The sequence below is a fragment of the Pseudomonas sp. NPDC087598 genome, from assembly GCF_044743525.1.
Lineage (GTDB): Bacteria > Pseudomonadota > Gammaproteobacteria > Pseudomonadales > Pseudomonadaceae > Aquipseudomonas.
This window is the reverse complement of record NZ_JBIUWQ010000052.1, coordinates 1-18,937: the sequence shown is the minus strand read 5'-3', so window position 1 is coordinate 18,937 and position 18,937 is coordinate 1. Positions and strand designations below refer to the sequence as shown.

Annotated in this window: 17 protein-coding genes and 1 pseudogene; 10 read left to right on the top strand and 8 right to left on the bottom strand. The window is 57.6% G+C overall.

All coding sequences use genetic code 11. The features are described 5' to 3' along the window. The 5 genes and pseudogenes from ACIOWE_RS23270 to ACIOWE_RS23250 form a co-directional block, all read left to right on the top strand. Positions 1–117, top strand: a pseudogene (locus ACIOWE_RS23270) (DUF4440 domain-containing protein); the annotation flags it as partial. A 55-nt stretch (positions 118–172) separates the two neighbouring features. Further along, positions 173–1,675, top strand: a complete 1,503-nt coding sequence (locus ACIOWE_RS23265; protein WP_201239200.1) for a cytosine permease — start codon at positions 173–175, stop codon at positions 1,673–1,675. Between the two features lie 185 nt (positions 1,676–1,860). After that, positions 1,861–3,240 carry a sodium:solute symporter gene (locus ACIOWE_RS23260; protein WP_201239199.1) on the top strand — a complete coding sequence of 460 codons (1,380 nt, stop codon included), beginning with the start codon at positions 1,861–1,863 and terminating at the stop codon, positions 3,238–3,240. A gap of 86 nt (positions 3,241–3,326) precedes the next feature. Continuing rightward, positions 3,327–4,052, top strand: coding sequence for an MBL fold metallo-hydrolase (locus ACIOWE_RS23255; protein WP_401396330.1), 726 nt, complete (start codon positions 3,327–3,329; stop codon positions 4,050–4,052). A 43-nt stretch (positions 4,053–4,095) separates the two neighbouring features. Then, a complete protein-coding gene (locus tag ACIOWE_RS23250; protein ID WP_401396328.1) occupies positions 4,096–4,344 on the top strand; it encodes an acyl carrier protein in 249 nt (82 codons plus the stop codon). Between the two features lie 201 nt (positions 4,345–4,545). On the opposite strand, the gene ACIOWE_RS23245 is transcribed toward ACIOWE_RS23250, so the two are convergent. Further along, positions 4,546–4,674, bottom strand: coding sequence for a PA1414 family protein (locus tag ACIOWE_RS23245; RefSeq protein ID WP_003184145.1), 129 nt, complete (start codon positions 4,672–4,674; stop codon positions 4,546–4,548). A gap of 142 nt (positions 4,675–4,816) precedes the next feature. Then, positions 4,817–5,710: a LysR substrate-binding domain-containing protein gene (locus ACIOWE_RS23240; RefSeq protein ID WP_401396325.1), complete on the bottom strand. Its 894-nt coding sequence runs from the start codon at positions 5,708–5,710 to the stop codon at positions 4,817–4,819. A 104-nt stretch (positions 5,711–5,814) separates the two neighbouring features. Between ACIOWE_RS23240 and ACIOWE_RS23235 the strand changes: the two genes are divergently transcribed. Continuing rightward, positions 5,815–6,996: an MFS transporter gene (locus ACIOWE_RS23235; protein ID WP_401396323.1), complete on the top strand. Its 1,182-nt coding sequence runs from the start codon at positions 5,815–5,817 to the stop codon at positions 6,994–6,996. Here ACIOWE_RS23235 and ACIOWE_RS23230 read toward each other — a convergent pair. The 3 genes from ACIOWE_RS23230 to ACIOWE_RS23220 form a co-directional block, all read right to left on the bottom strand. Further along, a complete protein-coding gene (locus ACIOWE_RS23230; RefSeq protein WP_401396320.1) occupies positions 6,941–7,873 on the bottom strand; it encodes a DMT family transporter in 933 nt (310 codons plus the stop codon). The genes ACIOWE_RS23235 and ACIOWE_RS23230 overlap by 56 nt on opposite strands. A 240-nt stretch (positions 7,874–8,113) precedes the next feature. Next, positions 8,114–8,518 carry a DUF2177 family protein gene (locus tag ACIOWE_RS23225; protein ID WP_401396317.1) on the bottom strand — a complete coding sequence of 135 codons (405 nt, stop codon included), beginning with the start codon at positions 8,516–8,518 and terminating at the stop codon, positions 8,114–8,116. A 45-nt stretch (positions 8,519–8,563) separates the two neighbouring features. Next, positions 8,564–9,400: a S1 RNA-binding domain-containing protein gene (locus ACIOWE_RS23220; RefSeq protein WP_103306187.1), complete on the bottom strand. Its 837-nt coding sequence runs from the start codon at positions 9,398–9,400 to the stop codon at positions 8,564–8,566. Positions 9,401–9,740: 340 nt separating this feature from the next. Between ACIOWE_RS23220 and ACIOWE_RS23215 the strand changes: the two genes are divergently transcribed. The 3 genes from ACIOWE_RS23215 (at position 9,741) to ACIOWE_RS23205 (ending at position 11,811) form a co-directional block, all read left to right on the top strand. Then, entirely contained in the window at positions 9,741–9,929 is a 189-nt protein-coding gene (locus ACIOWE_RS23215) for a hypothetical protein (RefSeq protein WP_016985943.1), read from the top strand. A 217-nt stretch (positions 9,930–10,146) separates the two neighbouring features. Then, on the top strand, positions 10,147–10,863 hold the full coding sequence (locus ACIOWE_RS23210) for a TorF family putative porin (RefSeq protein WP_401396314.1): 717 nt from the start codon (positions 10,147–10,149) through the stop codon (positions 10,861–10,863). A gap of 78 nt (positions 10,864–10,941) precedes the next feature. Next, complete coding sequence (locus tag ACIOWE_RS23205) at positions 10,942–11,811, top strand: DUF6279 family lipoprotein (protein WP_401396311.1); 870 nt, start codon at positions 10,942–10,944, stop codon at positions 11,809–11,811. Positions 11,812–11,927: 116 nt separating this feature from the next. Here ACIOWE_RS23205 and ACIOWE_RS23200 read toward each other — a convergent pair whose 3' ends face one another. After that, positions 11,928–12,320 carry a transcriptional regulator gene (locus ACIOWE_RS23200; RefSeq protein ID WP_401396308.1) on the bottom strand — a complete coding sequence of 131 codons (393 nt, stop codon included), beginning with the start codon at positions 12,318–12,320 and terminating at the stop codon, positions 11,928–11,930. Between the two features lie 176 nt (positions 12,321–12,496). Here ACIOWE_RS23200 and ACIOWE_RS23195 point away from each other — a divergent pair, with 176 nt between their 5' ends. Beyond that, positions 12,497–13,231, top strand: coding sequence for a DUF899 domain-containing protein (locus ACIOWE_RS23195; RefSeq protein WP_401396306.1), 735 nt, complete (start codon positions 12,497–12,499; stop codon positions 13,229–13,231). Positions 13,232–13,322: 91 nt separating this feature from the next. On the opposite strand, the gene ACIOWE_RS23190 is transcribed toward ACIOWE_RS23195, so the two are convergent. Both ACIOWE_RS23190 and ACIOWE_RS23185 read right to left on the bottom strand, forming a co-directional pair. Then, positions 13,323–13,811: a hypothetical protein gene (locus tag ACIOWE_RS23190; RefSeq protein ID WP_401396303.1), complete on the bottom strand. Its 489-nt coding sequence runs from the start codon at positions 13,809–13,811 to the stop codon at positions 13,323–13,325. Beyond that, on the bottom strand, positions 13,808–18,937 hold a 5,130-nt coding region (locus ACIOWE_RS23185), incomplete at its 5' end, for a DUF637 domain-containing protein (RefSeq protein WP_401396300.1). The genes ACIOWE_RS23185 and ACIOWE_RS23190, both read right to left, overlap by 4 nt.

The window sequence follows — 18,937 nt, the reverse complement described above, 5'->3', positions numbered from 1 at the left end:
CAGGAGCGCGAGACGATTGTTTTCAAGACACAAGCGTCGAGCCGAGAACCACAAGGCCATTGGCTGGCCTGCCATGAACATTTGTCCGCAATGCCGGAAGGGCTGCCATCCCCTTAGCCAAGACAGGTGACGTTCACGCACGATGAACGCGCCTTTATGATCGGAGCAGATCATGAATAACAACAACAACGACCAAAGCCTTACGCAGATTGAAACCCACGGGGTCGAACAGATCCCGGACAACGAACGCACCGCAGGCCCGACGGACTTGTTCCGGATGATCTTCGGTGGTTCGAATACCTTTGCCACCGCCGTGCTCGGCAGTTTCCCGGTGCTGTTCGGTCTGTCTTTTCAGGCGGGCGTCTGGGCGATTGTGCTGGGCGTGCTGCTTGGCTCGCTGATCCTCGCACCGATGGGCCTGTTCGGTCCGATCAACGGCACCAACAATGCCGTGTCGTCCGGTGCGCATTTCGGCGTGCACGGGCGCATCGTCGGCTCGTTCCTGTCGCTGTTGACCGCCATCGCGTTTTTCTCGCTCTCGGTGTGGAGTTCGGGGGATGCGCTGATCGGGGGTGCAAAACGCCTGATCGGCCTGCCGGAAACCGACCTGACTTTGGGCCTGGCCTACGGTCTGTTCGCGATTCTGGTACTGACCGTGTGCATCTACGGCTTCCGCTTTTTGCTGTGGGTGAACAAGATCGCGGTGTGGAGCGCCAGCCTGTTGTTCCTGCTGGGCATCTTCGCCTTCGCCGGTCCGTTCGACGTCAACTACGCCGGTACGGTGAACCTCGGCCAGCCGGGCTTCTGGGCGGCGTTCATCGGTGCTGCGCTGGTGGCCATGAGCAACCCGATTTCCTTCGGTGCGTTCCTCGGTGACTGGTCGCGTTACATCCCGCGTGACACCTCCAAGCAACGGATCATGGCCGCCGTCGTGCTGTCGCAGATCGCCACGTTCATCCCGTTCCTGTTCGGCCTGACCACCGCGACCATCGTTGCGATCAAGGCGCCGGACTACATCGCGGCGAATAACTATGTGGGCGGTTTGCTGGCAGTGTCGCCGAGCTGGTTCTTCCTGCCGGTGTGCCTGATTGCGGTGATCGGCGGCATGTCCACCGGCACCACCTCGCTGTATGGCACCGGGCTGGACATGTCCAGCGTGTTCCCGCGCGTGTTATCCCGCGTCAAAGCAACCTTGCTGATCGGCGTGCTGTCGATTGCCTTCATCTTCATCGGACGCTTTGCGGCGAACCTGGTGCAGAGCGTGTCGACCTTCGCCGTGCTGATCATCACCTGCACCACCCCGTGGATGGTGATCATGATCATCGGTCTGCTGGTGCGTCGCGGCTTCTACTGCCCGGATGACCTGCAAGTGTTCACTCGCGGCGAGCAAGGCGGACGCTACTGGTTCAACCACGGCTGGAACTGGCGTGGTCTGGGCGCATGGATCCCGAGCGCGGCGGTCGGTTTGTGCTTCGTCAATCTGCCGGGGCAGTTCGTCGGCCCGCTGGGTGAAATGGCCGGCGGCATCGACATCAGTTTGCCGGTGACTTTGGGCCTGGCTTCGGTGGTGTATCTGACGCTGCTGAGCCTGTTCCCGGAACCGCGCGAAGTGTTCGGCCCGACGGATGCCCGGCGTGAAGCCGCAGTAAAACCTCAACTGCGTCAGGCCGCCTGATCCACACGAAAAATTTGAAGGTTTGAAGTTCTTGTGGCGAGGGAGCTTGCTCCCGCTCGACTGCGCAGCAGTCGCAATGAAGTGATTGGGGCCGCTTAGCAGCCCAGCGGGAGCAAGCTCCCTCGCCACAGAGAGACATTCGATTCAGCGTTCCACATAAAAAAGACAATCGGAGACACGCCATCATGGCTTTGGATTTATTCGTCGTCCTCATCTACGCCGCCGGCATGCTCTTGCTCGGCTACTTCGGCATGCGCAAGGCCAAGACCAACGAGGACTTTCTCGTTGCCGGTCGTAACCTCGGCCCAAGCCTGTACATGGGCACCATGGCCGCGACCGTACTGGGTGGCGCGTCCACCGTCGGCACCGTGCGCCTGGGCTACGTACACGGCATCTCCGGTTTCTGGCTGTGCGCGGCCCTCGGTTGCGGCATCGTCGCGCTGAACCTGTTCCTCGCCAAACCGCTGTTGAAACTGAAGATCTACACCGTTACCCAAGTGCTGGAAAAACGCTATAACCCGATGGCCCGCTCGGCGAGCGCGGCAATCATGCTGGCCTACGCGCTGATGATCGGCGTGACTTCGATCCTGGCGATCGGCACCGTGTTGCAAGTGCTGTTCGGCCTGCCGTTCTGGATCTCGGTCCTGCTCGGCGGTGGCGTCGTGGTGGTGTACTCGGCGATTGGCGGCATGTGGTCGCTGACCCTCACCGACATCGTTCAGTTCATCATCAAGACCGTTGGCCTGATGTTCATCCTGCTGCCGATCTGCCTGTACCGCGTCGGCGGTTGGGATGAGTTGGTGCTGAAACTGCCGGCGACCGCCTTCAGCTTCACCACCATCGGCTGGGACACGATCATCACCTACTTCATGATCTACTTCTTCGGCATCCTGATCGGTCAGGACATCTGGCAACGGGTGTTCACCGTCAAGACCGCCAAAGTCGCGCAATACGCCGGCAGCATCGCGGGCATCTACTGCATCGTCTACGGTCTGGCCTGCGCCTTGATCGGTATGGCCGCACACGTGCTGATCCCGGATCTGGACAACGTCAACAACGCCTTCGCCGCCATCGTCAAACTGTCGCTGCCGGACGGCATCCGTGGTCTGGTGATCGCTGCGGCACTCGCGGCAATGATGTCCACTGCCAGCGCCGGCCTGCTCGCCGCTGCCACCACCCTGACTGAAGACCTGCTGCCGAAACTGCGTGGCGGCAAACAGTCGAGCTTGCGCATCAACCGCCTGTTCACCCTGCTGACCGGTGTCGTCGTGCTGGGTATCGCGCTGGTGGTCAACGATGTGATCAGCGCCCTGACCCTCGCCTACAACCTGTTGGTCGGCGGCATGCTGATCCCGTTGATCGGGGCAATCTTCTGGAAACGCGCCACCACCGCCGGCGCTATCGCCAGCATGGGCCTGGGCTTTGCCACCGCTCTGCTGTTCATGTTCAAGGACGGTCTGGACGCCAACACGCCGATCTACTACAGCCTGGCTGTGGGTCTGGTGAGTTTTGTGGTGGTCAGCCTGGTCTCCCCTCGCCCAGCGACGGTGGCCAGCGCGATCTAAGCTTTGATGTAACGACTTGATGCTTTCTTCGACGGGTGTGGCGTCGGTTGCCACACCCGTTTTTTTACGTCTGGAGAAAATGGCTGATGAAGATCGTTTCTCGCGATCAGTGGTTTGAAGTGCAGAGTTTGAGCGATGGCATCCGGCTGATTCATGAGCCGTATATCCGCCCGTTCTACCGCTGCAATCTGTGGCATGTGCAGGGCCGCGACAAGGATCTGCTGCTGGACAGTGGTTCGGGATTGGTCAGCCTGCGCGAACAACTGCCGTGGATCACCGAGCGGCCGTTGGTGGCCGTCGCCAGTCATTGCCATTTCGACCACATTGCCGGGCATCATGAATTCGCCGAACGCCTTGTGCATCCGGCCGAGGCGGACATTCTGGCTGCGCCGGACGGCGAGAATGATCTGAGCCGCGCTTTCGTCGGCGATGACATGTTTGAGGCGCACCCGGATTGCCCGTTGTGCTACGCCGAGTATCGGGTCAAAGCGGCGCCAGCCACCGGGTTTGTCGAGGATGGTGATGTACTGGATTTGGGTAACCGCACGCTGCAAGTGCTGCACACGCCGGGGCATTCACCTGGCGGAATCAGTCTGTATGAAGCGGCGACCGAAACCCTGTTCAGCGGCGACATCATCTACGACGGGCCGTTGATCGAGGACGCCTACCATTCGAATCTGGATGACTATGCCGCCAGTCTGCGGCGTTTGCAGGCATTGCCGATCCGTACCGTGCATGGCGGCCACTTCGGCAGTTTTGCCGGCGAGCATTTGCGTTCGATGATTGACGAGTGGTTACGCAGGCACGCGTGAGGCCTGCTTCACTCAAGCAGAACAACCATCAGAAAAATCTGCCATGAGAAGAGCTGCCGTGCGTGCCGCCGTGCACCGATACATTCGGCGCCTGCTGGAAACCCGCGAATTCAACGACAACACTAGCCTGGTGCAATTGGGGCTGGAGAAAGCCGATATCGAGGATCTGATCTTTCATCTGGAAGATGAATTCGGACTGACGGCATTTACGGCGGAGGAAGACCGGATGCTCAAGACCGCAAAGACTGCGAATGACTTGAGCCGGTTTTTAATCGAGATTGGACAGCATTGAGAAGGAATGCCAAATACATCTGTCGGGATGTTAGAGACCCCTGTGGCGAGGGAGCTTGCTCCCGCTGGGCTGCAAAGCAGCCCCAAAACCATTCAGCCCAGTTGCCCCAGACACACCTTGTTGACTGACTTTACGACTGCTTCGCAGCCGAGCGGGAGCAAGCTCCCTCGCCACAACAAGCGTCACTCACAGGGTGATCGCTTACCGCCGACGCGGCTGGCGCCGACGCTGCTCGTCATCGGTACGAATCGGTACGGGTTGCAGAGGCGGTTCGATCAAGCCGAGGGCAACACCTAAATCGTGCAGCCAGTTTTGAATTTTCTCTTTCATCGTCATGCCCCCTTCAGGGTGGTGCTGAGCGGCCGGAATTCTGAGGCCGCTTCGCACTGATAATAGTCCGAAGTCCTACGCAATGCTCGGCGAAATCCGCAATGATCTGTTACTGAATTGAACAGAATTCCTGTCCATTCGTTCAAGCCGTCTCCCGGCTTTCATTCAGAACCGCAGGATAGACGGCTTGCTGCACTTCAATCCATGCGTTGAGGTTGGCGCCGAGCATGCCTTTGCGCCACATGAGCCATGTTGTCGCACCCGCGAACGGCTCGGCCAGTGGATGCACCGCAACGTTCTCGCGACCCGGCAGACTGGCCAGCATCGACTCCGACATCAGCGCCACACCACTGCCCGCCACCACACAAGCGAGCATGCCCTGATAGGACTCGATCTCCATCGCCCGGCCCATCGCCGCATGGGCGTGGGCAAACCACGCCTCCAGGCGCATACGGTAGGAACAACCCTGGCGAAACGTGAACACCGAGCGCCCTTCGACATCTGCGGCGCTGCGCACCGGTGGATGATCGATTTCCGTGATCAACACCAGACGCTCTTCGCACAGCGGCACACCATCCAGCCCGGCCAGCTCCAGCGGGCCGTCCACCAGCGCCGCATCGAGGCGTCCGGTCAGCAAGCCTTCAAGCAGTTCACCGCTCGGCGCCGACTGCACTTGCAGATTCACCGCCGGATATTGCTTGTGATAGCGCGCCAGCAACGCCGGCAAATGGATCGCTGCGGTGCTGTACATCGTACCGAGGACAAAATCCCCCGCCGGTTGCCCGCCCATCACCGCCGCAGTGGCCTGATCACGCAGGGCAAACAGTTTGCCGGTGTAGTCCAGCAAGACTTTTCCCGCAGGCGACAGCTGCAAACGCTGACGCTCGCGGACGAAAAGTTCTACGCCGAGTTGCTCCTCCAGCTGTTTAAGCCGGGTCGACAGATTCGACGGCACCCGGTGCAGGCGTTCGGCGGCGCGGGTGATCGACCCTTCCTGCGCAACAGCCTGAAAAATCCGCAGTTGGCTGAATTCCACAACCTTTCTCCAGAACAGAACAAGTTACTCACTATTATTCAATTTTAAAGAAAGTCAATCAGTCCTAGCCTGACGGTCATTGATCCTCCAACGGAATCCAGACCATGTCGCCGCTGATTCGCTTATCCGCTTGCTTCGTCGCCCTGATGATGGCCATGGGCATCGGCCGTTTCGCTCTCACCCCGCAAATGCCGCACTTGCTCAGCGAAGGGCAGATTGACCTGACGGCCGCTGGTCTTATTGCAGCGGCCAATTACCTCGGCTACCTGCTGGGTGCCGTCGACGCGATGTTCGCTCGCCGTCCCTCGCAGGTGCAGCGTCGACTCCACGGTGGTTTGTGGCTGTGCGTGCTCCTGACGCTGGCATCGTTCTGGGCCAACGGCTTCTGGTCGCATCTGATCTTGCGCTTCGGTACCGGCGTGGCGAGTGCCTGGGTGCTGGTGATGATCACCTCATTGAGTCAGCCATTGGCTGCGGCGGCAGGCCGCCCGCGGTTGGGTGCATTGGTGTTTGCCGGACCGGGCTTGGGGATTTTTCTGACGGGGTTGCTGGCACTCGTCTCACATCTGCTGAATCAGACCTCAGCGACGTTGTGGCTGGTTTATGCCGCGGCGGCCTTAGTGATGATGCTCGGCGTCTGGCGACTCCTGCCGCAACCGGTCGCCGCAACGTCGGTTGCATCAGCAGCCAATAACTCATCGAGTCATGGCATTGCCCGTCTCGCCGTGATCTACGCGCTGTACGGCATCGGCTACATCATCCCGGCGACGTTCCTGTCGCAGATGGCCAACGCGCAGTTTCACGGACAATGGCAGGCAGATCTGTTCTGGCCGTGCTTCGGCCTGGGTGCGGCCATCGGCGTGTTGCTGGTGAGTCTGCGCCGTCATGATCCGGCAACCACGCGCCACTGGTTGACGGCGACGTTGTGGCTGCAAGCCGTCGGTGTCTTTGCCTGCCTGCTGGGCAGCGGTTGGGGTCTGGCGCTGGGCGTGGTTCTTTGCGGCATACCGTTCCTCGCCTGCATGCAGTTGGTCATGCAACGCTCGCGGGAGCTGGCGCCTCACGCCACCCAGCGCAATGCCGGCCTGTTGACCGCTTGCTTTGCTGTCGGCCAGCTCAGCGGCCCATTACTGGCAGCGCTGAGCAGCCATTTCAGCGGTGGCTTGCAGCCGGCGCTGGTGATCGCTGGCAGCGGATTGTTGATGGCCGGTGGCTTGGCGTTGCAGCCGACTAGCGCTGGCCGAGCGCTTTGCGCAAACGCCGACGCAGCCACTGCTCGGCGCTGACAAAGGTGATGCCGAGCAATACCAGCACCGCACCAATGACGAAGTTCAGGCTCAATTGTTCACCGAGCAGCAGCACGCCGAAGGTGACGCCAAACAACGGCGTCATGAACGAGAACACCGCCAGGTTGGCCGCCAGATAACGCCGCAACAGCCAGAACCACACCAGATAACTGAAGAACGATACCACCAGGCCCTGAAACAACACGCTGGCCACCGCCACGGTGGTCAGGCTGACATGGGTGATCTGGCCACTGAACAACGCGATCAACAACAAACCGAGAAAACCGACGATCAACTGATAGAACAGGGTCAGCGTTACCGGTGCCTCGGACAGCCGCGAAGCGCGCACCACCACCGTCGTTGCGCCCCAACAGGCGCCAGCCAAGACACCAAAGGCATCGCCCAGCAGCATCCGACGGTCAAGGTTGTCCCACGACACCCCGCCAGCAAAGGCAATCGCGATACCGATGAAAGCGAGCAAAATCCCCAGCCACTGCAATGGCCGCAAACGTTCGCTGGCCAAGAGGAAGTGCACGCCCAACGCGGTGAAGATTGGCGCGGTATAGAGGAACACCGACATGTGCGCCGCCGTGGTCAGTTGCAGACCTTCGGCGATGAAAAAGAACTCGAGGCCGAACAGCGCACCGGCCAACAAGCCGCCGCGCCAGGTCTTGCCGACCTGATCCCAACCGCCCTTCCAGCAGATGAGCAATCCTACAAGCAATGCAGAAATGCCCGACCGCCCCGCCGCTTGCATGACCGGCGCGATGTCGGGCGCCGCCCACTTGATCATCACTTGTTGAACGCCCCAGATCAGGCACAGGCCAATCATCACTTGCAGGGCAAAACTATCGGCATTGCGCCGCTCGATACTCACGGCAACACCTCGAACACACACAACATGGCAGGCCATCCAATGGTCAATAACAGTGCGGGGGATTATCAGTCAGTCCGACCGAAAAAGCCGTCTGGAAAAGACATTTAGTTCTTCAGTGGCGTCAACCTTGAATGGCTGTCGGCTGCGCCGCCAATCGCGAGCAGGCTCGCTCCCACAGTTGATCGCGTTTCCCTGTGGGAGCGAGCCTGCTCGCGAAGAGGCCGGTACTGCCAACACGCGTTACAGATCAGACCTGCCAAACCGTTTCGCTACCAAAAACCCGACGGTACACGCCACCGCCGTGGCAAACGTTCCCCAAGCCCAATCCAGCACCGTCACCTGCCCCGACCACCCGCGCAACGTCGCCCAGTTGGTCAGGTCATACGTCCCATACGCCACCAGCCCCAGCAACGCGCCCATCCGCGCTGCCCGTTGCCAGCTCAGCGCTGGCAACACCACAAACTGCAAGCACCCAAAAACGTACAGGCAATAAAAAACCGCTGCGGGAACCAGCAGCGGTTTTTCGAGCATCAGCGGACCGAGCAGTTCGCGATAGGTCGGCGCCATCAGCAGGCCGAGCCAGATGCCGTCGAGCAAAAGAAACGTCACCAATGTAGCGACGTAGGCAATCAGCGCTTTTTTCATTTACCCGACCTCATGTGAGCCCATGCAACATGGGCCACACGCGACTCAGGTTAGTTCAATGCGATCGGCGTGAATGACGATCTTGCCATCCTTGTACAGCGAACCGATGGCTTTCTTGAAGTTGCCCTTACTGACACCGAACAGGCTGCTGATCAGCGCCGGGTCGCTCTTGTCGCTGACCGCCAGCGTGCCGTCGTTCTCGCGCAACTTGGCGAGAATCTTCGACGACAGACTGCTGGCTGCTTCCTGGCCGACCGGTTGCAGGCTCAGGCTGATCTTGCCGTCGCTGCGCACTTCCTTGATGAAACCCTTCTCACGCATGCCGGAGCGCATGAACTTGAAGATTTCATTCTTGTGAATCAAGCCCCAGTGCTTGTTGTTGATGATCGCCTTGAAGCCCATGTCGGTGGCTTCGGCAACCAGCAGATCAACTTCCTGGCCAGCGCTGTAAGTGGCCGGCGTCTTGTCGAGGTAACGATCCAGACGCGCGGTGGCGGTGATGCGACGTGTGTGCTTGTCGAGATAGACGTGCACCACGCAGTACTCGCCAGCGGTCATCTGCCGCTTCTCTTCGGAATACGGCAGCAACAGGTCTTTCGGCAGTCCCCAATCGAGGAAGACGCCAATGCTGTTGACTTCAACAACTTTCAGACTGGCAAACTCGCCCACCTGAACTTTTGGTTTTTCAGTGGTGGCGAGAAGTTTGTCTTCGCTGTCCAGGTAAATAAAAACATTGAGCCAGTCTTCATCTTCGCTGGGAATATCTTTAGGGATATAACGGTTGGGCAAAAGAATTTCGCCGTCGGCACCGCCGTCCAGATATAAACCGAAGTTAGTGTGTTTAACCACTTGCAAACTGTTGTAACGCCCGACTAAAGCCATTTTCCAGAACCCTCATTGCGTGGGCGGCATTCTACCCGGTTTTGCCGTGTACGTTTGGCGGCAAACCGGCGAGGCCGCAAATTCTGTGACAAGCCTTGATTTTCCTTGGTCGCCGGCCCGCAACCTGCCGCTCGTCAGTCTGATTCTGCGCCTCGCCGTCAAGCATCCCGACGCTGCGACACATTAATGTTCTTATTTAAAACAGCAGGTTAGCCGGATACTTCGAATATTGAATCGAGAATAATGCAGCATCGCCCTAGGTTATTCCGGAGGATATTTACCAAGCAATTGTCAAGTTATTCCTGTACGATGCCTGGCCGAGTTACTTTTCTACAGGTTAATGGCCGCCATGCGTGTAAAAGCATCCACCAGCAAAGCAAAGCCTGCTCCAGCCGTTGAAACCAGCGAATCGATCAACGATCAAATCGCAGCGTTCCTCAAGTCCGGCGGCGAGATCCAGCAAATTGCCAAAGGCGTCAGCGGCCAGACGTTCGGCCCGTCCAAGCAGATCAGCCTGGGCAAGAAGTAACACCCGGTAATACACCCGTCCATAGGCGCTTTGAGCTTCGAAGCGTCTGGACTGGCACCGCGCAAATCCCTCCCCGCATTAAACAAATCAAACAGTAAAAATTCATAAATCGACGAACGGCCTTCAATGCCGATCATTCGTCGGTATCCTTGCACGCGTCTAGACCAAGCGTTTCAGCAGGGCCGTCCTCCTGCGCTCGCTGTTCATGGAGTGACGCATGCGCAAAATATCCTGTTTATTGCTTGTAGGCCTGTTGGCATGCGCGACTGCGCACGCGCAGATTTTCCAGCGTGAACTCGGCGATTTCGACCTCAAACTCGGCACCACCCCCAGCCGCAGCATGGCCCAAGGACTGGTCAAGCCAGCCGCGATCGGCTCGTTCCACGGTGGCCTCGACCTGAGTCACGACAGCGGCCTGTATTTCGGCCAGTACGCACCAAGCATGGGCATCTCGCCGGGCAAGAACCTCGAAATCGATTCCTACGTCGGCTTTAAACAACCCTTCGATCAGACCCTCGGTTACGAAGTCGGGATGATCCATTACAGCTATCCGAAAGTGGACACGCTCGACAGTCAGGAACTGTTCGGCGGCCTGACCCTGCTCGGCAGCCGTTTCGGCATTGCCATCAGCAACGACCCGGACAAACAGAACAGCACTCTGTTCGCCGACCTCGGCGGCAATCAGCCGTTCGGCATTGGCGTCAGCATGAAATACACCACCCACCAATTAAACACGCCAGCGTCGGTGGACGGCGGATACGTCAGCAGTTTTACCGACTGGTCGGTGAAGTTTTCCCGGCCATTCATGGGCGTCGATCTCGACCTGATCTACAGCAACTCCAGCCTCAGCGGCAGCGATTGCTCGGCCTACTCCGGGCATAACAGCGAGTGCGACGGTCTCGTCACGCTCAAGGCCGAACGCGCATTCTATTGATCGGCTGAACTGCCGCGCGCATTCTGCGTTCACATTGGAATCAGACCCTCGAAGCCAGGCTCACGCAAGGATTCGCCCATGTCTCGCTGGTTCAAACGCATCACCGCGCTGCTGATTTTCACCCTTGCCCTCGGCGCCTGCAGCCGCGTCGGCCTGGCCTATCGCAACCTCGACGTGATCATCCCGTGGACGCTCAGCGACTACGTGGACATGAACGGCGAGCAGAAAGACTGGTTCAACGAACGCCTCAAGGAACACCTGAGCTGGCACTGCACCACGCAATTGCCGGGCTATCTGGATTGGCTGGATCGATTGCAGACCATGGTCGAAAGCAATCAAGTCACCGACGCAGCACTCCAGGCGCGCACCGTGGAAGCCAAACAGGCCATCGCCGAAACCGCACGCGAAATCACTCCGTCGGCAATCGAGTTGTTGCAGGGACTGGATGACAAGCAGGTCGCAGAAATGAACGACGCGTTTGCCAAGGATCTGCGCAAGCGTCAGCAGGAATACCTCAAGCCACCGCTCAGCCAACAGATCGCCGAACGCGGTGCGCGTATGGATAAACGCCTGAACGACTGGCTGGGCCCGCTGAGCGTGACTCAGGAACAACGCGTGATGGCCTGGTCAACGGCGCTGGGGGATCAGAATACTCAATGGATCGCCAACCGTGCGCATTGGCAGAAGCAGTTCAGCGCCGCCGTCGCTCAGCGCAACAGCCCAGAGTTCCCACAGAGAATCGAGACACTTCTGGTCAATCGGGAGAGTTTGTGGACAGCCGAGTACCGCAAGGCCTACGCCGATACCGAAGCACAGGCACGTTTGCTGGCAGTTGATCTGATGGCCGAGAGCACGCCGCAGCAACGTCAGCGGTTGTTGAAGAAGATCGAAGGTGTGCGCAAAGACTTCAACGACTTGAAGTGTTTGAAGGCTGCGAAAAAAATCTGAAGACAACCTGATTTCATTGTAGGAGTGAGCCTGCTCGCGATAGCGGTCTGTCAGTCATATAAGCGTTGATTGACACACCGCTATCGCGAGCATGCTCACTCCTACAGGTATGGGTTTCAGGCGATCTGGGCTTTTGAAGCCACGTGATCAAACGTCGCCTCGGCCAACGCATCCTCCTGTTCGTCCAGTACCTGACGTGGGTGGTCATTGCCGGGAATGCTGCTGTCTATCAGGCTCAGCAGGCTGGAGCCGCGTGGCGTCAGGACAAAATTGTTGCCGGTACTGCCCTCATGGTCCGGACGCGGCTCGATGTATCCACGGTCGAGCAGCAGACTTTCATAGTCGCAGGCCAGCGTTTTCAGGTGATCAAGGTTCTCGATCGGCTCGCCTGAATTGGCTTTCTCCGCCGCATAGTCCTCGGCGTACTTTCGAGGCGCGAAACTTTCGCCCGCACTGTTCTGCACTTCGTGCAGCAAACGCTCAATCAAATCCCAGTTATAAGTCGTCATCCTGATTCAACCTCCGGTGCGCTTGGTTTATGGCGCTGTCATAGGTTGTGACCTGAGCGTGGCGCAGCCGTTCAGCCGCGTTTGCCGTGATGACCGACCGGCGGTCTGTCGAATTCCCTGTTGGTCAAGCGACTAGTCTGAAACAGACGGTTTCAACCCCCGCAGGAGAAATCATCATGAACGTTGAGAATCATCCGGTGGTGTCGCGCGAAGAATGGCTCGCCGCCCGCAAACAGCATCTCGCTGAAGAAAAAGCTTTCACCAAAGAACGCGACCGCCTCAGCGCCAAACGTCGCGCCTTGCCGTGGGTTAAGGTCGACAAGGACTACCATTTCCAGGGCCCGAACGGCGAATTGAAACTGGCCGACCTGTTCGGCAAACACAGCCAGTTGGTGGTTTACCACTTCATGTTTGCCAAGGACTGGGAGGAAGGCTGCCAGGGCTGCTCGTTCCTCAGCGACCATATTGATGGTGCCAATCAGCATCTGGCCCATCACGACATTGCTGTCGTTGCGGTTTCCCACGCGCCGTTCAACGAGTTTCAGGATTTCAAACAGCGGATGGGCTGGAAGTTCGACTGGGTGTCTTCAGAGGGTTGCGACTTCAATTACGACTTTGGCGTATGCGCTCGTGCTGAGGATGTAGCTGCCGGCAAGGCTACTTACAACTATGAAAAAACCGACAGTGCCGAAGAAGAAATGCCGGGGCTGAGCGTGTTTTATCGAAACGCCAAGGGTGAGATTTTCCACACGTACTCAACGTATGCCCGGGGTCTGGACATGCTGGTCGGCGCCTACAACTACCTCGACCTCACGCCCAAAGGCAGGAATGAAGACGAGATCATGGAGTGGGTGCGGCATCATGATCGGTATGAAGGTGAGAAAGCGTCCAGTTGCTGCCACTTAAAATGAGCAGCGAGGAGATGTAAGCGATGGTGACGGACTGGTGAAAGGCTCCAACCGTCACCTCTACCCAAGTATCTGTTCAGGCCGGCTGAAGACTCTAATCATCGATTGATGGCGTATGACTACTTTTCCGGGGCAGGAAAAGTCTGGCGGCGAACCCACACGTCGCCAGTGATGCGAAAAACACGCCCGACAGTTCAATTAGATAATCCGAAACTCCGCCGCCCTTGATGTCCGTGTCTCGCACCACGAGCAAGACAAAACAAAGCACCCACCCTGTGGCGATACTGGCACCGCTCAGAGCTACCAGAAAACAACTCATCGCTGTCCTCCTGACCCTCAGTAAGGTAATCACCGTTGCAAAGAACAGGAAAGGCAGAAAGAAAATCAGTTGCGCAAGAAATGGCGCCAAAAACGGCATCAGAACAAGTTCGCCCCCGCGGACTTCGCCTAATAGCTTCGGGGTATTTACCAGGTGAGCAAGCAGTGTGATGGTCTTGATGACCCCCCCCACGAATCCCAACACAAACGGGCATAAAAGAAACGCCAGAAAAACCCTGCGGCGTGGATACTCCGTATGACTCATGGTGCGCAACCCTGGCTTTTCGAAAGACCCAGCAATTTACAGCCATATTCGACCCTTGAGTCGTAATTCAGAATAATCACGCCACCATCGACACCCTGTTTGTCGCCAATAAACGGATTGAGTGATGTATCCGTCGCGTACTTGCCAACCTTTTGAAAGAACGTGTGATCACCCAGAAACTTCTCATGAATGGTCTGCAACAAAGACTGTTCGTTCTTCAATTGTCTGATATCCCAAGTCGCCGGATCCGTAGCATTTTTATTGTAGAGGTCCTTGAAGTTATCAAACCCGCCTGTGATCAACGCATCGCCAGCCGCTTTACGCCAGTCATAAACCGGCGCCAGGAACCAGCCCACACCAAAGCTGAGGAACGACGCATTGCCGTCTGCGCCCAAACCGGTCAACGGCGCTCGGGAAACCGTCTCAGCCCCGCCGAACCATGACGCGCCTATTCCAAGCTGTTGCTCATACATATTGCTCGCACCAAAAAAGTTGGCTCGATTGTCGATCGTGTTGAGATAGGTCACCAGACGATCGGAGGCGCCTTGGGTGTTGTAGAGATAGTCAAAGGTCGTTTGCGATGTACGGGCAACGTCTTTGTGCATGACATTCCACGCGTCCTGCATGGCAATATATTTGAGCGCCGCGTTGACTGCTGTGCGGCAGCCATCACTTTGAGGGGCCTTGTCACACATGCTGCGCATTTCTGAATCGAGAAATTCGCTGAGCTTTTCCGCCTTCGCGATGGCAGCGTCTTTCTGTTCCTTCGTCGTGCAGGTTTTGCCATTGAGGCAGTTTTCGACTTCTTCGAAGGCCTGGTGAGACAAGTAGTTGTAAAGCGTTCCATTGGCGGCCACCGAAGCGGCGATACCCACATCGCCCCCGGAAGCGGCAGCCCCCAATACCCCCACTATTTGCGAAACGGCCAGTAGATTGGCCTGCGCCTGAATGTATTCAGGGGTTCCTGGAACATAGTTTTCCGGCAAGAGCTTATCGCCTAACAAGCCGACCAGAAACTCGTTGGCGCCACCGGCAATCGCTCCGGTGCCGAAATCCCCGCCCATGGCTTTGGACACCAGACCGCCGAGTCCGGCATGCAGGAGAATTTTCTCCAGACTGCCCTCGGGCAGTTTCAGATCGCCAATTTCCCCAGCGCCCATGGCTGCACCGATGCTGGTCAGCGTTCCAGCCGCAGAGCTGACCAGATTGTCCTTGAAACTGCCTCCGTAAACGACGGTTTTGATCAATGCATCGGCAGTCACTTTGGTCGCCACGGCCTTGAGCCCCTCGGGCGTCAGAGTGATATTGCCGACATCGAACTTCATACCCTGAGTAACACCTGCAGTTGCCGCCGCCACGACGTAACTTTTCAAGGCATCTTCGGACGTAACGTCCTTGAGCACTTTCCCCAAGTTACCGCGGTTGTCGATCGTGCTGACCGTCGCCTTGGTTGCGGCAGTAATGGCGACCCCCTGCAACATCGTGTTCATGCCGGCCATCATCGGTCCGAGAATGGCGGCCATGGCGATCGCAATGATCAGTTGTGAAGCAGGACCCAATCCGGAGTTCTGGTACTTGAAAGACTCGTGAATCTCCTTGACCTGCCGCCAGTCCACATCGCCACGTTCTTCTGCCTGTTTCAGCCAGGCCATCTGTGGATCGGCCTTGACCATGGCATCGATGGACTCGCTGACCGTTTGCTGATTCACCTGCTTTACATCGATTTTCAGGCCATCGACCGCTTTGATAACGATATCGCCCTTGGCGAACATCTGCGTCTGACGGAACGTTTCGTCGGTATTGCCCTTACCTTTGGAAGAGTTCCAGAACGCGTTATTGTTGGTTTTCGTATGGCTCTCATCGTGCAGATCCTTCACGCCTTCAAAGGCAATCTGCCCACCACTGTCCAACAGGATATCGCCACCGCTGTTGAGTTTCGCGACCTGGAATCGTTGATCGCCACCACTCACCACAGCCAGGTTTCCACCGGTCGTAATCTCACTGCCAACGTTGGTCACCTGCGTGACTTCATCATGCTTCAACTTCTTTTTGCCAAAACTGCCTTTGTCTTTTTTGTCGTACAAAGAGTAGTCCGTGTCTTGTGCGGCAAGCACTTGGATATCGTTCTTCGCCACCAGATAGGCTTCATCGCCAGCCGTGATTCGACTGGAGATCAGCGCCAGATCATTACCTGCCCGGATCGCGACATCACCACCGGCAGTGATCGTGCTGGCAATCTGTTTGACGTGATCCTCCTGAGTCGTGAGTTTTTTTGTTTTTGAATACGAATGACTTTCATCGGCTGCTGAAGCAATCGTCACATCACCCTCTGCAACGAGGGTGAAATTGCGCTTGGCATTCAAGTCACTGCCCACGGCGGCAAAGTCACGCCCGGCGCTCATCAAGATGTCGCGTCCGGCATTGATGCTGGATCCGTACTGCGTGATGGAGCTGCGTTGTTCCTTGCCGCCGCTGTCAACGCTCATCTGTTGGGCCGAAGCGATGGCGATATCTCGACTGGCCTCGATGCGCGTGTCTCCCCCGCTGGACATGGCCCCACCGATGCCAAGCACGTCCCGGCCCGAGAAGATGGTCAGATCATTTGCCGCTTCAATACGCGCAGCGCTATCGACGTAGTCACGTTGCTGGATTTGGCCCTTGTTGTTGGAGACCGTACTGTTGACCGTGCGCTCGTTGATGACGTCTCCGGTCAAAGTCACCATGGTGACATCGCGTCCGGAAATGACACCACCCGATTTATTGATGATGTCATGGGTGGCTAGCAGCCCCAGCCGATTCCCCGCCTCAATCAAGCCACTGTTAGTCAGGTCTTGCCCGGCACTGGCCGCCAGATTATTGGTAGCGCGCAACGTTCCTGCGTTGGTCAGGTTCTGGCCCGCGATCAGGTCAACATCATTGCCCTGGATCAATGCGCCATTCGGCGCCAGGCGGTTATCGGCGTGGGCTAGATACAGCACCGGCACCAGCACTTTTTCACCATTCACTTCGTGCTCTTCGAGCCAGACGATGTCGTGGGTCAGCGCCGCCACTTGCTGTGCCGTCAGAGTCACGCCCATCGACAGATTGAGCTCGTTCTTGCTGGCGACGGCGTTGTTCATCAGGTACTTGAACATCGCTTCGTCAGAGGTCTGGCCGTCGATGAAGCGCTGGCCGGTCCGGGCCACCACGGCTTGCTGCACCAGGCGTTGTTCAAACAGGCCATCACCCAGACGCTTGGCGCTGTTGTCGGGGTCATAGCCAAGTTTTGCCAGCAGGTAATCGGAACTCATGAACTGCTTGAGATCGGTCAGCGCCGGGTTGGTCTCGATCAGATATTTGTGCGGGTTAGAGCGCACGCTGGTGTCGGGCAGGCCCTGAACACGCGGAACATCGAATGAACCATTGCCACGATTTGGCAGCATCACACCCACCGGCCCGTCACCGGCGACACCGCTGACATTGACTTGCACGACCTTGTCGTTGAGATTCAGCGACGGGCGAGCAGCCAATGCCAATTCACGATTTTTTACTGACACCGGGTCGTTGACGTCGAACTGGAAATCGCTGCCCTTCCTGACCGGCATGCCGCCCGCATGCTCCGTTGTTGCGGCAGTGATGGAGCCAATGGTCCAAGACTGCCCCGGGACCATTGCCGGCTCGCTGCCACTCTTGCCACTCAGACGGAACAGACCGTTATCACCGGTCGGCAAGGTGAACCCTGGCAGTGTCAACGGGTTGACTTGTTGTTGCGCGAGATCTGGAGGCAATTGTGGGTTCAGAAAGACCACGGTGGGCTTGGCCGAGTTTTTCACCCCGGTGTCCGCCGTGTCTTTTACCGTGCCGCCGAAGTTGGTGTACGGGTTCAGGTTGCCGTTGTTGATGGTGGTTTTAGCATTGATCTGCACGGCTTGGCCCGCTTGCACAATGGACGAAACGCTGCCACCGCCGTTGGTGAAAATGCGATCATCCTGCTGCTTCGTACCGGCCAGGATCGGTGAAGGCACCGCAACTTCAGGACCAATGCCGAACTTGGTATTGATCTTGTTGAGCAACTGCTTGTTCAGCGCCTGGTAATCCCAATGCATTCCGCCTTTGTCAGGCTCATGCCAGGAGTCGATGTAGTCGTATTGATACTTCGAGTTTCGGTCGGCATACGCCTGTAATTCAGTGCTGACCCAGCTCGATTGTGGTTTGTTTGGAAGTCCGGCAACTTTGTAAACCCGCTTGCGGGTAAAGCTGCCCGACTGCAGACCAAAGTTATCGAAGGTGTCGACGTCGAGCTGGATATTCTTGCCCGCTGAAATCAGCGATGCCGTGTTGGTGAAGGCACCGACATTCCCGGTCAGGTTTCCCGCCACCGAAAGCGACGCTTGCGGGCCCGTGATAGTGGAGGTCGACTCAAAATTTTCATTTACGTAAAAAGTGGTACCGCTGAAAGTGATATCCCCGGAGATAAATTTCTCCTCACCAATCACCCCTTCAGTCTTGTTATTGAAACTATTAGACGACAGCGAAAAATCACCATCGACATTGATCGACGCCGCAAGGTTGTTGACGCTGTTCGCCCGCCCGCCGTACTGCCCGCCAATCGTCAAATTGCCAATGCTGTAGACATCACCGGTCTGGTTGGTGAAGTCATTGACCAGCAGGTTCATGTTGCCGCCGCTGAACACCAGGCCGCGGTTATTGGTGAGACTGGCCGTTCTGATCGTCAGATCCTGAGCCGCACCCAGCGTACCGGTATTGCTCACGCCACCGGCATTGATCGTCATCGTATTGTTGGACGTCAGTCGTCCGCCGACATTGTTCAGCAGGCCACCAATGTTGAATGTGCCCTGCCCGCCACTGCCAATGCTCGAAGCACTGTTCAGGCCCAGTTGCGCAGCATTGAAGGTCATGTCCCCCAGGCTGCTGACCCGACCATTGCCGCCGTAAGTGCCGCCGATCTGGAAGTCCATGCCGCCATCACTGGCGATCAACCCGTCGTTGTTCCAGTTACCGCCACGCACCACCAACTGGTTCGAAGCCAGTAACTGCCCGCTCGCCGTCTGCACAAAATTGCCGACATTCACCGTCAACCGCCCCGCCTGAATCACGCTGCTGTTGGTCCAGCTGTCCGCGTTCAG

What these genes read in the sequence shown, in the direction of transcription:
- ACIOWE_RS23265 (WP_201239200.1), top strand. Translation starts at nt 173, where the DNA reads ATGAATAACAACAACAACGACCAAAGCCTTACGCAGATTGAAACCCAC.
- ACIOWE_RS23260 (WP_201239199.1), top strand. Translation starts at nt 1,861, where the DNA reads ATGGCTTTGGATTTATTCGTCGTCCTCATCTACGCCGCCGGCATGCTC.
- ACIOWE_RS23255 (WP_401396330.1), top strand. Translation starts at nt 3,327, where the DNA reads ATGAAGATCGTTTCTCGCGATCAGTGGTTTGAAGTGCAGAGTTTGAGC.
- ACIOWE_RS23250 (WP_401396328.1), top strand. Translation starts at nt 4,096, where the DNA reads ATGAGAAGAGCTGCCGTGCGTGCCGCCGTGCACCGATACATTCGGCGC.
- ACIOWE_RS23245 (WP_003184145.1), bottom strand. Translation starts at nt 4,674, where the DNA reads ATGAAAGAGAAAATTCAAAACTGGCTGCACGATTTAGGTGTTGCCCTC.
- ACIOWE_RS23235 (WP_401396323.1), top strand. Translation starts at nt 5,815, where the DNA reads ATGTCGCCGCTGATTCGCTTATCCGCTTGCTTCGTCGCCCTGATGATG.
- ACIOWE_RS23225 (WP_401396317.1), bottom strand. Translation starts at nt 8,518, where the DNA reads ATGAAAAAAGCGCTGATTGCCTACGTCGCTACATTGGTGACGTTTCTT.
- ACIOWE_RS23220 (WP_103306187.1), bottom strand. Translation starts at nt 9,400, where the DNA reads ATGGCTTTAGTCGGGCGTTACAACAGTTTGCAAGTGGTTAAACACACT.
- ACIOWE_RS23215 (WP_016985943.1), top strand. Translation starts at nt 9,741, where the DNA reads ATGGCCGCCATGCGTGTAAAAGCATCCACCAGCAAAGCAAAGCCTGCT.
- ACIOWE_RS23210 (WP_401396314.1), top strand. Translation starts at nt 10,147, where the DNA reads ATGCGCAAAATATCCTGTTTATTGCTTGTAGGCCTGTTGGCATGCGCG.
- ACIOWE_RS23205 (WP_401396311.1), top strand. Translation starts at nt 10,942, where the DNA reads ATGTCTCGCTGGTTCAAACGCATCACCGCGCTGCTGATTTTCACCCTT.
- ACIOWE_RS23200 (WP_401396308.1), bottom strand. Translation starts at nt 12,320, where the DNA reads ATGACGACTTATAACTGGGATTTGATTGAGCGTTTGCTGCACGAAGTG.
- ACIOWE_RS23195 (WP_401396306.1), top strand. Translation starts at nt 12,497, where the DNA reads ATGAACGTTGAGAATCATCCGGTGGTGTCGCGCGAAGAATGGCTCGCC.
- ACIOWE_RS23190 (WP_401396303.1), bottom strand. Translation starts at nt 13,811, where the DNA reads ATGAGTCATACGGAGTATCCACGCCGCAGGGTTTTTCTGGCGTTTCTT.